Annotated in this window: 14 protein-coding genes; all 14 read left to right on the top strand. The window is 64.6% G+C overall.

Translation table 11 applies throughout. The features are described 5' to 3' along the window. Positions 1-11 precede the first annotated feature (11 nt). The 14 genes from rpoC (at position 12) to rpsC (ending at position 13,821) form a co-directional block, all read left to right on the top strand. A complete protein-coding gene (gene rpoC / locus E3C22_RS17020) occupies positions 12-4,208 on the top strand; it encodes a DNA-directed RNA polymerase subunit beta' (RefSeq protein WP_134763252.1) in 4,197 nt (1,398 codons plus the stop codon). Positions 4,209-4,308: 100 nt separating this feature from the next. Continuing rightward, a complete protein-coding gene (locus E3C22_RS17025; RefSeq protein ID WP_245515050.1) occupies positions 4,309-4,833 on the top strand; it encodes a GNAT family N-acetyltransferase in 525 nt (174 codons plus the stop codon). A 344-nt stretch (positions 4,834-5,177) separates the two neighbouring features. After that, positions 5,178-5,549 (top strand): 30S ribosomal protein S12, encoded by a 372-nt coding sequence (gene rpsL / locus E3C22_RS17030; RefSeq protein WP_134763253.1) that lies wholly within the window; start codon positions 5,178-5,180, stop codon positions 5,547-5,549. A 34-nt stretch (positions 5,550-5,583) separates the two neighbouring features. Continuing rightward, the gene (rpsG, locus tag E3C22_RS17035) at positions 5,584-6,054 is read left to right on the top strand and encodes a 30S ribosomal protein S7 (RefSeq protein WP_134763254.1); all 471 of its coding nucleotides are present in this window, start codon (positions 5,584-5,586) and stop codon (positions 6,052-6,054) included. Positions 6,055-6,086: 32 nt separating this feature from the next. Beyond that, the gene (gene fusA / locus E3C22_RS17040) at positions 6,087-8,177 is read left to right on the top strand and encodes an elongation factor G (protein WP_134763255.1); all 2,091 of its coding nucleotides are present in this window, start codon (positions 6,087-6,089) and stop codon (positions 8,175-8,177) included. Between the two features lie 63 nt (positions 8,178-8,240). Next, positions 8,241-9,416, top strand: coding sequence for an elongation factor Tu (tuf, locus tag E3C22_RS17045; RefSeq protein WP_134761008.1), 1,176 nt, complete (start codon positions 8,241-8,243; stop codon positions 9,414-9,416). Between the two features lie 182 nt (positions 9,417-9,598). Then, positions 9,599-9,907, top strand: a complete 309-nt coding sequence (gene rpsJ / locus E3C22_RS17050) for a 30S ribosomal protein S10 (RefSeq protein WP_007066362.1) — start codon at positions 9,599-9,601, stop codon at positions 9,905-9,907. 26 nt (positions 9,908-9,933) lie between these two features. Further along, the gene (rplC, locus tag E3C22_RS17055) at positions 9,934-10,659 is read left to right on the top strand and encodes a 50S ribosomal protein L3 (protein ID WP_134759002.1); all 726 of its coding nucleotides are present in this window, start codon (positions 9,934-9,936) and stop codon (positions 10,657-10,659) included. Next, positions 10,659-11,279 (top strand): 50S ribosomal protein L4, encoded by a 621-nt coding sequence (gene rplD / locus E3C22_RS17060; protein ID WP_134759004.1) that lies wholly within the window; start codon positions 10,659-10,661, stop codon positions 11,277-11,279. Before rplC ends, rplD begins: the two co-directional genes overlap by 1 nt. Next, positions 11,276-11,569, top strand: coding sequence for a 50S ribosomal protein L23 (locus E3C22_RS17065; protein WP_134759006.1), 294 nt, complete (start codon positions 11,276-11,278; stop codon positions 11,567-11,569). The genes rplD and E3C22_RS17065 overlap by 4 nt, the downstream gene beginning before the upstream one ends. Before the next feature lie 22 nt (positions 11,570-11,591). Then, a complete protein-coding gene (gene rplB / locus E3C22_RS17070) occupies positions 11,592-12,428 on the top strand; it encodes a 50S ribosomal protein L2 (protein ID WP_134759008.1) in 837 nt (278 codons plus the stop codon). Between the two features lie 12 nt (positions 12,429-12,440). Next, entirely contained in the window at positions 12,441-12,719 is a 279-nt protein-coding gene (rpsS, locus tag E3C22_RS17075) for a 30S ribosomal protein S19 (protein ID WP_134759010.1), read from the top strand. A gap of 3 nt (positions 12,720-12,722) precedes the next feature. Then, positions 12,723-13,112: a 50S ribosomal protein L22 gene (rplV, locus tag E3C22_RS17080; protein WP_134759012.1), complete on the top strand. Its 390-nt coding sequence runs from the start codon at positions 12,723-12,725 to the stop codon at positions 13,110-13,112. 1 nt (position 13,113) lies between these two features. Continuing rightward, positions 13,114-13,821, top strand: coding sequence for a 30S ribosomal protein S3 (gene rpsC / locus E3C22_RS17085; RefSeq protein WP_134759014.1), 708 nt, complete (start codon positions 13,114-13,116; stop codon positions 13,819-13,821). The last annotated feature ends 28 nt before the right edge of the window (positions 13,822-13,849 follow it).

Below are 13,849 nucleotides of genomic sequence, written 5' to 3' on the forward strand. Positions count from 1 at the left end.
AGGAGAAAGCCATGAACCAAGAGGTCATGAACATCTTCAACCCGCAGGCTGCGGCGCAGACGTTCGACTCGATCCGGATCTCGCTGGCGAGCCCGGAAAAGATCCTCTCCTGGTCCTTCGGCGAGATCAAGAAGCCGGAAACCATCAACTACCGGACCTTCAAGCCGGAGCGCGACGGCCTGTTCTGCGCCCGGATCTTCGGTCCAATCAAGGACTACGAGTGCTTGTGCGGCAAGTACAAGCGGATGAAGTACAAGGGCATCATCTGCGAGAAGTGCGGCGTCGAGGTCACCCTCTCGCGCGTGCGGCGCGAGCGCATGGGCCACATCGAGCTCGCCGCTCCGGTCGCCCACATCTGGTTCCTGAAGTCGCTGCCGAGCCGCATCGGCACGCTGCTCGACATGACCCTGAAGGACATCGAGCGGGTCCTCTATTTCGAGAACTACATCGTCACCGAGCCGGGCCTCACCTCGCTGAAGGAGCATCAGCTCCTGTCGGAAGAGGAGTACATGATCGCCATCGACGAGTTCGGTGAGGATTCGTTCACCGCGCTGATCGGCGCCGAGGCGATCCAGGACCTGCTCGCCTCGATGGATCTCGAAAAGATCGCAGCCGATCTTCGCGAGGAGCTCGCTTCGACGACCTCCGAGCTGAAGACCAAGAAGCTGATGAAGCGGCTGAAGATCGTCGAGAACTTCCTGGAGTCCGGCAACCGTCCGGAATGGATGATCATGACGGTCGTGCCGGTGATCCCGCCGGACCTGCGTCCGCTGGTGCCGCTCGACGGCGGCCGCTTCGCGACGTCGGATCTCAACGACCTCTACCGCCGCGTCATCAACCGCAACAACCGTCTCAAGCGGCTGATTGAGCTGCGGGCGCCCGGCATCATCATCCGCAACGAGAAGCGGATGCTGCAGGAGGCCGTCGACGCGCTGTTCGACAACGGCCGTCGTGGCCGCGTCATCACCGGCGCCAACAAGCGTCCGCTGAAGTCGCTGTCCGACATGCTGAAGGGCAAGCAGGGCCGCTTCCGCCAGAACCTGCTCGGCAAGCGCGTCGATTATTCCGGCCGGTCGGTGATCGTCACCGGTCCGGAACTGAAGCTGCACCAGTGCGGCCTGCCGAAGAAGATGGCGCTCGAGCTGTTCAAGCCGTTCATCTATGCGCGGCTCGACGCCAAGGGCTATTCCTCGACGGTCAAGCAGGCCAAGAAGCTGGTCGAGAAGGAGCGTCCGGAAGTCTGGGACATCCTCGACGAGGTGATCCGCGAGCATCCGGTGCTGCTCAACCGCGCGCCGACCTTGCACCGCCTCGGCATCCAGGCCTTCGAGCCGGTGCTCATCGAGGGTAAGGCGATCCAGCTGCATCCGCTGGTCTGCACGGCCTTCAACGCCGACTTCGACGGTGACCAGATGGCGGTCCACGTGCCGCTGTCGATCGAGGCGCAGCTCGAAGCCCGCGTCCTGATGATGTCGACCAACAACATCCTGCATCCGGCGAACGGCGCGCCGATCATCGTGCCTTCGCAGGACATGGTGCTCGGCCTCTACTACCTGTCGATCATGAACGAGAACGAGCCGGGCGAGGGCATGGCCTTCTCCGACATGGGCGAGCTCGACCATGCGCTGGCCTCGAAGTCGGTGACCCTGCACTCCAAGGTCAAGGGCCGCTTCAAGACCGTCGACGCCGAGGGCAACCCGGTTTCGGCGATCCACGAGACGACGCCGGGGCGCATGATGATCGGCGAGCTCCTGCCGAAGAACCACATGATCCCCTTCGACATCTGCAACCAGCTGATGACGAAGAAGAACATCTCCAAGATGATCGACACGGTGTATCGCCACTGCGGTCAGAAGGAGACGGTGATCTTCTGCGACCGGATCATGCAGCTCGGCTTCCGGAACGCCTGCACGGCGGGCATCTCGTTCGGCAAGGACGACATGCTGATCCCGGAGACGAAGGCCAAGATGATCGGCGAGACCCAGGCGCTCGCCAAGGAATACGAGCAGCAGTACAATGACGGCCTGATCACCCAGGGCGAGAAGTACAACAAGGTCGTCGACGCCTGGGCGAAGTGCACGGACAAGATCGCCGAGGAGATGATGGCCCGCATCAAGGCTGTCGAATTCGGCGAGGACGGCCGTCAGAAGCCGATGAACTCGATCTACATGATGTCGCATTCGGGCGCCCGCGGCTCGCCCACCCAGATGCGCCAGCTGGCGGCGATGCGCGGCCTGATGACCAAGCCTTCGGGCGAGATCATCGAGACGCCGATCATCTCGAACTTCAAGGAAGGCCTGACCGTGCTCGAGTACTTCAACTCGACCCACGGCGCCCGCAAGGGCCTGGCGGACACCGCCCTGAAGACGGCGAACTCCGGCTATCTGACCCGCCGCCTGGTGGACGTCGCGCAGGACTGCATCATCACGCAGACCGATTGCGGCACCACCAACGGCCTGACGATGCAGCCGATCGTCGACGCCGGTCAGGTCGTCGCCACCCTCGGCCAGCGTATTCTCGGCCGCACGGCGCTCGAGGACGTGCTGCATCCGCAGACCGGCGAGGTTCTCGTTCCGGGTGGGCGGACCGTCGAGGAAGCCGATGTCGAGGTGATCGAGAAGGCCGGCGTCCAGTCGGTGAAGATCCGCTCGGCGCTGACCTGCGAGATCCGCACCGGCATCTGCGCCACCTGCTACGGGCGCGATCTCGCCCGCGGCACGCCCGTCAACATGGGCGAGGCCGTCGGTGTCATCGCGGCGCAGTCGATCGGCGAGCCGGGCACCCAGCTCACCATGCGTACCTTCCACATGGGCGGCACCGCGCAGGTGGTGGATTCGTCGTTCCTCGAGGCGTCCTACGAGGGCACGGTGAAGATCCGCAACCGCAACGTCGTGCGGGACTCGGACGGCAAGCTGGTGGCGATGGGCCGCAACATGGCGATCCTGATCATGGATCCGAGCGGCAAAGAGCGCGCTTCGCACCGCGTCACCTACGGCTCGCGCGTCTATGTCGACGACGGCGATGCCGTGCGCCGCGGCCAGCGTATCGCCGAGTGGGATCCGTATACCCGCCCTGTGCTGACCGAGCTCGAGGGCACGATCGACTTCGAGGACATGGTGGACGGCGTTTCCGTCTCGGAGCAGACCGACGAGTCGACCGGCATCACCAAGCGTGCCGTCATCGACTGGCGGGCGAGCCCGCGCGGCACTGACCTGAAGCCGGCGATCGTCATCAAGGGCAAGGACGGCGAGATCCTCAAGCTCGCCCGAGGCTCGGACGCCCGCTACTTCCAGTCGGTCGACGCGATCCTCTCGGTCGAGCCCGGCCAACAGGTCAAGGCCGGCGACGTCCTGTCGCGCATTCCGATGGAAAGCGCCAAGACCAAGGACATCACCGGTGGTCTGCCGCGGGTCGCCGAGCTGTTCGAGGCGAGAAAGCCGAAGGACAATGCCGTGATCGCCGAGATCGACGGCACGGTGAAGTTCGGCCGCGACTACAAGAACAAGCGGCGGATCATCATCGAACCGCATGAGGATGGCGTCGAGCCGGTCGAGTACCTGATCCCGAAGGGCAAGCCCTTCCATCTTCAGGAAGGCGACGTGATCGAGAAGGGCGACTACATCCTCGACGGCAATCCGGCGCCGCACGACATCCTGGCGATCCGCGGCGTGGAGGCTCTCGCGAGCTACCTCGTCAACGAGATCCAGGAGGTCTACCGGCTGCAGGGCGTGTTGATCAACGACAAGCACATCGAGGTCATCGTCCGGCAGATGCTGCAGAAGGTCGAGATCGTCGAATCCGGTGACTCGGGCTACATTCCGGGCGACCATGTCGACCGGATCGAGCTCGCCGAGATCAACGAGCGGCTGGAGGAAGAGGGCAAGAAGCCGGCTTCCGGCAACCCTGTCCTCCTCGGCATCACCAAGGCCTCGCTGCAGACGCCGTCCTTCATCTCGGCGGCCTCCTTCCAGGAGACCACCCGCGTCCTCACCGAGGCCGCGGTGGCCGGCAAGATGGATACGCTGCAGGGCCTGAAGGAGAACGTCATCGTCGGCCGCCTCATCCCGGCGGGCACCGGCGGCATGATGACCCAGATGCGCCGCATCGCCGGCTCGCGCGACGACCTCATCCTCGAGGATCGCCGCAAGGCGGCGAATGCCGCCGAGACCGACCGCATGCTCACCTCGGTGGAAGACGCCGCGGAGTAAGGCTTCGGCGAAAGTCACGACATCGGCGAGAGGCCGCTTCCCGAAACGGGGGCGGCCTTTTGCTAACTAAGGCGGCAGGAGCGGGCAGGGGACGGATGGCATGGCGGAAGACAGGAACACTGGCGGCAGGACCGGCGAGACGACCGGTCCCCGGATCCTGCCGATGCGCGCAGCCGACCGGGGGCAGCTTCTTGCCCTCAACAACGACCACGCAGCCGAGCTTTCGCTGCTCGATGCGGCGGCTTTCGAGCGGCTGACCGCCAACGCGTTTCATGCCCGCCAGACGGACGACGCGAGCGGCCTCGTCGTCGCCTTCGACGAGACCGGCGACTATCAGAGCCCGAATTTCCTGTGGTTCAAGGAGCGATACGAGCGCTTCGTCTATGTCGACCGGGTGGTCGTCGCGCCGGCCGCGCGGGGCAGAGGGCTCGCGAGAGCGCTCTATGATTCCGTGTTCGCGGCGGCGGAGGCTGCGGGGACGCCTCGAATCGTTTGCGAGATCAATCTCGCCCCGCCGAATCCCGGCTCGATCCGCTTCCACGAAGCTCTGGAATTCCGGCAGGTCGGCACTGCCACACTCGATGGCGGCGCCAAGACCGTCGGCTACTACGAAAGATTGCGCTGACGCATGGCTGATCTGCGGATTTCACCGCCGATCGGCCGCCAAAACCGGTTTCGGGCGCTTGACGGGGCGAAACTGAACGTTTAGGTACCCCCCAACAAAGCCGATGTGAGGCCGAATCCTTCCTGTTGACGCCACGTCCGGGAAATCACTGCCTCAAACAAGGTTTCGTTCAACGAGACGTCAATCTCTGGCGCATGACCGTTCGCGGTCCTCTGCTTCTTCGCCGGGCCGTCCGCTAGACTAGCGGATCGACGCCCGGCTTCGCGCATGGCGAAGCTCGCTTCGCAATGGGCGAAGGCGTTTCGTTATGAACCTGGGACTGGAAGACTGTAGAGGAAGGTTGGATGCCGACCATCAACCAATTGATCCGGAAGCCCCGGCTGCGCCCGACCGAGCGCAATACGGTTCCGGCTCTCGAGGCGAACCCGCAGAAGCGCGGCGTCTGCACGCGCGTCTACACGACCACCCCGAAGAAGCCGAACTCGGCGCTTCGTAAGGTCGCCAAGGTGCGTCTCGTCAATGGCTACGAAGTCATCGGCTACATTCCGGGCGAGGGTCATAATCTTCAGGAGCACTCCGTGGTGATGATCCGCGGCGGTCGCGTGAAGGACCTTCCCGGTGTGCGCTATCACATCATCCGCGGCGTGCTCGATACGCAGGGCGTGAAGAACCGCAAGCAGCGGCGCTCGAAATACGGCGCCAAGCGTCCGAAGTAATCGACCCCCGCGATCAGTTTGAAGAGACGATAGAATGTCCCGCCGTCACAGAGCCGAAAAGCGCGAGATCAATCCGGACCCGAAGTTCGGCGACCTCGTCGTGTCGAAGTTCATGAACGCCGTGATGTACGACGGCAAGAAGTCGGTCGCCGAGCGCATCGTCTACGGTGCCTTCGACGTCGTGCATGACAAGACCCGCCAGGATTCGGTCGCGGTCTTCCATCAGGCGCTCGAGAATATCGCGCCGCATGTCGAGGTCCGCTCCCGCCGCGTCGGCGGTGCGACCTACCAGGTCCCGGTCGACGTCCGGCCCGAGCGCCGCCAGGCTCTGGCGATCCGCTGGCTGATCACCGCGGCGCGCAGCCGCAACGAGACGACGATGGTCGACCGCCTGTCCGGCGAGCTGATGGACGCTGCGAACAATCGCGGCTCGGCCGTCAAGAAGCGGGAAGACACGCACCGGATGGCCGAGGCCAACCGCGCCTTCTCGCATTACCGCTGGTAATTCCTGACTTCCTTCTGAAAGGCGATCGCCCCATGGCACGCGAATACAAGATCGAAGACTACCGCAATTTCGGCATCATGGCCCACATCGATGCCGGCAAGACGACGACCACCGAGCGGATCCTCTTCTACACCGGCAAGTCCCACAAGATCGGCGAAGTCCATGACGGCGCCGCGACGATGGACTGGATGGAGCAGGAGCAGGAGCGCGGCATCACCATCACGTCCGCTGCCACGACGACGTTCTGGCAGGGTCGTGACGGCAAGAAGCGTCGCTTCAACATCATCGACACGCCGGGCCACGTCGACTTCACCATCGAGGTCGAGCGTTCGCTGCGCGTGCTCGACGGCGCGATCGCGCTCCTCGACGCCAATGCCGGTGTCGAGCCGCAGACCGAGACTGTCTGGCGCCAGGCCGACAAGTACCAGGTCCCGCGGATGATCTTCGTCAACAAGATGGACAAGATCGGCGCCGACTTCTTCCGCTGCGTCGAGATGATCAAGTCGCGTCTCGGCGCCCGTCCGATCGTCATCCAGCTGCCGATCGGCGCGGAGAGCGAGCTCAAGGGCGTCATCGACCTCATCGAGATGAAGGCGCTGGTCTGGCGCGACGAGACCCTCGGCGCGCAGTGGGACATCCTCGATATTCCCGAGGACCTCAAGGCCCAGGCCGAAGAATATCGCGAGATGATGATCGAGGCGGCGGTCGAGATCGACGAGCCGGCGATGGAGAAGTATCTCGAAGGCGAGATGCCCTCCAACGACGAGCTGCGCCGGTTGATCCGCAAGGGCACCTGCGACGTCTGGTTTACGCCGGTTCTCTGCGGCTCGGCCTTCAAGAACAAGGGCGTGCAGCCGCTGCTCGACGCCGTCGTCGACTTCCTTCCCTCGCCGGTCGAGGTCCATGCCATCAAGGGCATCGATCCGAAGACCGAGCAGGAGGTGATCCGCAAGTCGTCCGACGACGAGCCGCTGTCGATGCTCGCCTTCAAGATCATGAACGACCCGTTCGTCGGTTCGCTCACCTTCGCGCGCATCTACTCCGGCGTTCTCAGCAAGGGCTCGTCCCTGCAGAACACCGTCAAGGAGAAGAAGGAGCGCATCGGCCGCATGCTGCAGATGCACTCCAACTCCCGCGAGGACATCGACGAGGCCTATGCCGGCGACATCGTCGCTCTGGCCGGCCTCAAGGACACGACCACCGGCGACACGCTCTGCGATCCGCTGAAGCCTGTCATCCTGGAGCGGATGGAATTCCCCGATCCGGTCATCGAGATCGCGATCGAGCCGAAGACCAAGGCCGACCAGGAGAAGATGGGCCTCGCCCTCAACCGTCTCGCCGCCGAGGATCCGTCCTTCCGCGTCAAGACCGACGAGGAGAGCGGCCAGACGATCATCGCCGGCATGGGCGAGCTTCATCTCGACATTCTCGTCGACCGGATGAAGCGCGAGTTCAAGGTCGAGGCGAATGTCGGCGCGCCGCAGGTCGCCTACCGCGAGACCATCACCCGCCGTGCCGAAGTGGATTATACCCACAAGAAGCAGACCGGCGGCACGGGCCAGTTCGCCCGCGTCAAGATGACCTTTGAGCCGGCAGAGATCGGCGAGGGCTTCACCTTCGAATCGAAGATCGTCGGTGGCGCGGTGCCGAAGGAATACGTTCCCGGCGTCGAGAAGGGCATCAAGTCGGTCATGGGGTCGGGTCCGCTCGCGGGCTTCCCGATGGTCGACATCAAGGCCGAGCTCATCGACGGCGCGTTCCACGATGTCGACTCCTCGGTTCTCGCCTTCGAGATCGCCTCTCGTGCTGGTTTCCGCGAAGCCATCCAGAAGGCTGGTCCGCGGCTGCTCGAGCCGGTGATGAAGGTCGAGGTGGTGACGCCTGAGGACTATGTCGGCGACGTGATCGGCGATCTGAACTCCCGTCGCGGCCAGATCCAGGGCACCGAGCCCCGGGGCATCGCCCAGGTGGTGAACGCCATGGTGCCGCTCGCCAACATGTTCGGCTACGTCAACACGCTGCGCTCGATGTCCCAGGGCCGCGCGCAGTACACGATGCAGTTCGATCACTACGAGCAGGTCCCGAACCAGGTGGCCGACGAGATCCAGAAGAAATACGCCTGAAGACCTTCACGGTCCTGACTGTTCGGCTCTGTCGAGCCAAGACGAAATAGATGGAGTGGCACTATGGCCAAGAGCAAATTCGAGCGTAACAAGCCGCATGTGAACATCGGCACGATCGGACACGTCGACCACGGCAAGACGTCGCTGACGGCGGCGATCACCAAGTTCTTCGGCGAGTACCGCGCCTACGACCAGATCGACGCGGCGCCGGAGGAGAAGGCGCGCGGCATCACGATCTCGACGGCGCATGTCGAATACGAGACCGAGAACCGGCACTACGCCCATGTCGACTGCCCGGGCCATGCCGACTACGTCAAGAACATGATCACCGGCGCGGCGCAGATGGACGGCGCGATCCTGGTCTGCTCGGCGGCCGACGGCCCGATGCCGCAGACGAGAGAGCACATCCTGCTCGCCCGCCAGGTCGGCGTTCCGGCGATCGTCGTGTTCCTCAACAAGGTCGACCAGGTCGACGACGAGGAACTGCTCGAGCTGGTCGAGCTCGAGGTTCGCGAGCTTCTGTCGTCCTACGAGTTCCCGGGCGACGACATCCCGATCATCAAGGGCTCGGCGCTGGCCGCCCTCGAAGATAGCAACAAGGAGATCGGCGAGGACGCGGTGCGGGCGCTGATGAAGGAAGTCGACGCCTACATCCCGACGCCCGAGCGTCCGATCGACCAGCCGTTCCTGATGCCGATCGAGGACGTCTTCTCGATCTCCGGCCGTGGCACGGTGGTGACCGGCCGCGTCGAGCGCGGCATCGTCAAGGTGGGCGAGGAAGTCGAGATCGTCGGCATCCGCGACACCAAGAAGACGACGGTGACCGGCGTCGAGATGTTCCGCAAGCTGCTCGACCAGGGCCAGGCCGGCGACAACATTGGCGCTCTGATCCGCGGCGTCGACCGCGACGGCGTCGAGCGCGGCCAGGTGCTGTGCAAGCCGGGTTCGGTGAAGCCGCACACCAAGTTCAAGGCCGAGGCCTACATCCTGACCAAGGAGGAGGGCGGCCGCCACACGCCGTTCTTCACCAACTACCGGCCGCAGTTCTACTTCCGCACGACGGACGTGACCGGCGTCTGCACGCTGCCCGAGGGCACCGAGATGGTGATGCCGGGCGACAACGTGACGATGGACGTCACGCTGATCGTGCCGATCGCGATGGAAGAGCGCCTGCGCTTCGCGATCCGTGAAGGTGGCCGCACCGTCGGCGCCGGCATCGTCGCCGCGATCGTCGAGTAGGAAACGCGTCTTCGGCCGGCGCGCCGGGGCCCCTTGCGGGCCGCAAGCGCCGGCCGTTTCGTCCCTTCCTTGAAGGGGCGGGCGGGAGAAGCTTCCCGCGCTCGATTTGGCTGATGAGAAGAATGACAAGCGCTCGGAAAAGGGCTGGCTTGCCGGTCGCTTCCGACAGAGGACAATAGAACATGAACGGCCAGAATATCCGCATCCGTCTGAAGGCGTTCGACCACCGGGTCCTCGACGCTTCGACGCGCGAGATCGTCTCGACGGCCAAGCGCACGGGCGCGAATGTGCGCGGACCGATCCCGCTGCCGACGCGCATCGAGAAGTTCACCGTCAACCGCTCGCCGCACATCGACAAGAAGTCGCGCGAGCAGTTCGAAATGCGCACCCACAAGCGGCTTCTCGACATTGTCGATCCGACGCCGCAGACGGTCGATGCGCTGATGAAGCTCGACCTCGCCGCCGGCGTCGACGTCGAGATCAAGCTCTGATCAGAGCACGGGAAGGATAACGCCCCATGCGTTCAGGTGTGATTGCACAGAAGGTCGGCATGACCCGCGTCTACAACGACGCCGGCGAGCATGTTCCGGTCACCGTCCTGAAGGTCGAAAACCTTCAGGTCGTCGCCCAGCGGACCCGCGAGAAGAACGGCTACACCGCCGTTCAGCTCGGCGCCGGTCTCGCCAAGGTGAAGAATACGTCGAAGGCCATGCGCGGCGTGTTCGCCCAGGCCTCCGTCGAGCCCAAGCGCAAGCTCGTCGAGTTCCGCGTCTCGGAAGACAACATGATCGACATCGGTGCCGAGATCACCGCCGATCATTTCGTCCCCGGCCAGATCGTCGACGTGACCGGGACCTCGATCGGCAAGGGCTTTGCCGGTGCGATGAAGCGGCACAATTTCGGCGGCCTGCGGGCCACCCACGGCGTGTCCGTGTCGCACCGTTCGCACGGTTCGACCGGTCAGCGCCAGGATCCCGGCAAGGTCTTCAAGAACAAGAAGATGGCCGGCCACATGGGCCAGGTTCGGGTGACCACCCAGAACCTCGAGATCGTTCGCACCGACCCCGAGAAGGGCCTGATCCTCGTTCGCGGCGCCGTGCCGGGTTCGAAGGGCGGCTGGATCGAGGTCCGCGACGCGGTGAAGGCTTCGCTGCCGGACAACGCGCCGAAGCCGGCTGCGCTGCGCCAGGCTGCGAACGATGCGGCTCCGGCCGAAGCGAGCGAAGCCGAGGGGGCTGAGTAATGGACATCACGATCAAGAGCCTCGACGGCAAGGATGCCGGCAAGGTGACGCTGGCGGACGAGATCTTCGGTCTCGACCCGCGCGAGGACATCCTGCAGCGGATGGTTCGCTGGCAGCTCGCCAAGCGTCAGCAGGGCACGCACCAGTCGCTCGGCCGCGCCGAGATCGCCCGCACCGGCGCCAAGCTGTACCGGCAGAAGGGCACCGGCCGGGCCCGTCACGGCTCGGCGCGCGCGCCGCAGTTCCGCGGCGGCGGCAAGGCCCATGGCCCGGTCTCGCGTGACCACTCGCACGAGCTTCCGAAGAAGTTCCGGGCGCTGGCGCTGAAGCATGCCTTGTCGGCCAAGGCGAAGTCCGGCGGCATCGTCGTCGTCGACGAGCTGAAGGCGGCCGACGCCAAGACCAAGGCGACGGTGAAGCGTTTTGCCGATCTCGGTCTTGCCAATGCGCTGATCATCGGCGGCTCTGAGCTCGACGAGAACTTCTCGCGCTCGGCCCGCAACATTCCGCACATCGACGTCCTGCCGGTGCAGGGCATCAATGTTTACGACATCCTGCGCCGGCAGACGCTGGTCCTGTCGAAGGCCGCAGTCGAGGCTCTCGAGGAGCGGTTCAAATGATCGATCTGCGCCATTACGACGTGATCACCTCGCCGGTGATCACCGAGAAGTCGACGCTTCTTTCGGAAGCGAACCAGGTGGTCTTCAACGTGCCGGGCACGGCGACCAAGCCGCAGATCAAGGCGGCGGTCGAGAGCCTCTTCGGCGTCAAGGTCACCGCCGTGAACACCCTCGTCCGCAAGGGCAAGGTCAAGCGCTTCAAGGGCCGGATCGGCCGTCAGAGCGACCAGAAGAAAGCCGTCGTGACCCTGGCCGAGGGCCAGTCGATCGACGTCTCGACCGGACTCTGAGCGGGACCGGAGGAATAGGCAGATGGCACTGAAGAATTTCAAGCCGAACACGCCGAGCCAGCGCCAGCTGGTCATCGTCGACCGTTCGGGCCTGCACAAGGGCAAGCCGGTCAAGCACCTGACCGAGGGTCTGTCCCAGAAGGGCGGGCGCAACAACACCGGCCGCGTTACCGCCCGCTATCAGGGCGGCGGCCACAAGCGGACCTATCGCGTCGTCGACTTCAAGCGTCGCAAGCTGGATGTCGCGGGCACGGTGGAGCGGCTCGAATACGATCCGAACCGCACCGCCTTCATCGCGCTGATCCGCTATGAGGACGGCGAGCTCGCCTACATCCTGGCGCCGCAGCGTCTCGCCGCCGGCGACACGGTGATCGCCGGCCTGTCGGGCGTCGACGTGAAGCCGGGCAACGCGATGCCGCTTTCGGCGATCCCGGTCGGCACCATCATCCACAATGTGGAGATGAAGCCGGAGAAGGGTGGCCAGATCGCACGCTCCGCCGGGGCCTACGCACAGCTCGTCGGCCGCGACCAGGGCATGGCGATCCTGCGCCTCAACTCGGGCGAGCAGCGTCTCGTGCCGTCGTCGTGTTTCGCGACGGTCGGTGCCGTGTCGAACCCCGATCACGGCAACATCAATCTCGGCAAGGCCGGCCGGACGCGCTGGCTCGGCAAGCGGCCGCATGTTCGCGGCGTCGCGATGAACCCGGTCGACCATCCGCACGGCGGTGGTGAAGGCCGCACCTCGGGCGGCCGCCATCCGGTCACCCCGTGGGGCAAGCCGACCAAGGGCAAGCGCACGCGCCAGAACAAGTCGACCGACAAGTTCATCATGCGCTCGCGCCATCAGCGCAAGAAGTAAGGGAAACTTTCAATGGCACGTTCTGTCTGGAAGGGCCCGTTCGTCGATGGCTTTCTTCTCAAGAAGGCCGACAAGGCCCGTTCGAGCGGTCGCAACGACGTCATCAAGATCTGGACCCGGCGGTCGACCATCCTGCCGCAGTTCGTCGGTCTGACCTTCGGCGTCTACAACGGCTCCAAGCACATTCCGGTCTCGGTCAACGAGGACATGATCGGACACAAGTTCGGCGAGTTCGCACCGACCCGCACCTATTACGGCCACGGCGCCGACAAGAAGGCGAAGAGGAAGTAAACCATGGGCAAGGCGAAAGCCGAGCGTCGGCTTGCGGATAACGAGGCGAAGGCGGTTGCCCGCTCGATCCGCGTCAGCCCGCAGAAACTCAATCTCGTGGCTCAGCTGATCCGCGGCAAGAAGGTCGACCGGGCTCTCGCCGATCTGACCTTCTCGCGCAAGCGGATCGCCGAGACGGTCAAGAAGACGCTGGAAAGCGCCATCGCGAACGCCGAGAACAACCACGACCTCGACGTCGACGCCCTCGTCGTCGCCGAGGCCTATGTCGGCAAGTCGATCACCATGAAGCGCTTCCACGCCCGCGGCCGCGGCCGCGCGAGCCGTGTCGAGAAGCCCTTCGCGCATCTGACGATCGTCGTGCGCGAGGTCGAGGAAATCGAGGAGGCCGCATAAGATGGGTCAGAAAATCAATCCGACCGGTCTTCGGCTCGGCATCAACCGCACCTGGGATTCGCGCTGGTTCGCGAACAAGGGTGAGTACGGCCAGCTCCTCCACGAGGACCTGGAGATCCGTCGCTATCTGATGGACGAGCTGAAGCAGGCGGCGGTCTCCAAGATCGTCATCGAGCGTCCGCACAAGAAGTGCCGCATCACGATCCACTCGGCGCGTCCGGGCATCGTCATCGGCAAGAAGGGCGCCGACATCGAGAAGCTCCGCAAGAAGCTTTCCTCGATGACCAAGGCCGAGACGCACATCAACATCGTCGAGGTGCGCAAGCCCGAGATCGACGCGACGCTGGTCGCCCAGTCGATCGCCCAGCAGCTGGAGCGCCGCGTGGCCTTCCGCCGGGCGATGAAGCGGGCCGTCCAGTCGGCGATGCGCCTCGGCGCCGAGGGCATCCGCATCAATTGCGGCGGCCGTCTCGGCGGCGCCGAGATCGCCCGTACCGAATGGTACCGCGAGGGCCGGGTGCCGCTGCACACGCTGCGCGCCGACATCGACTACGGGACTGCCGAGGCGAAGACCGCCTACGGCATCTGCGGCGTCAAGGTCTGGATCTTCAAGGGCGAGATCCTCGAGCACGACCCGATGGCCGCCGAGCGCCGTCAGGTCGAGGGTGACAGCCAGGGCAGTGGCGGCCGTCGCCGCGAGCACGCCTGAGCGCCCATAAGAATTCGGAGTTGGATGG

Origin of the sequence: Jiella endophytica (assembly GCF_004519335.1) — a bacterium.
GTDB classification, from domain to species: Bacteria; Pseudomonadota; Alphaproteobacteria; order Rhizobiales; family Rhizobiaceae; genus Jiella; species Jiella endophytica.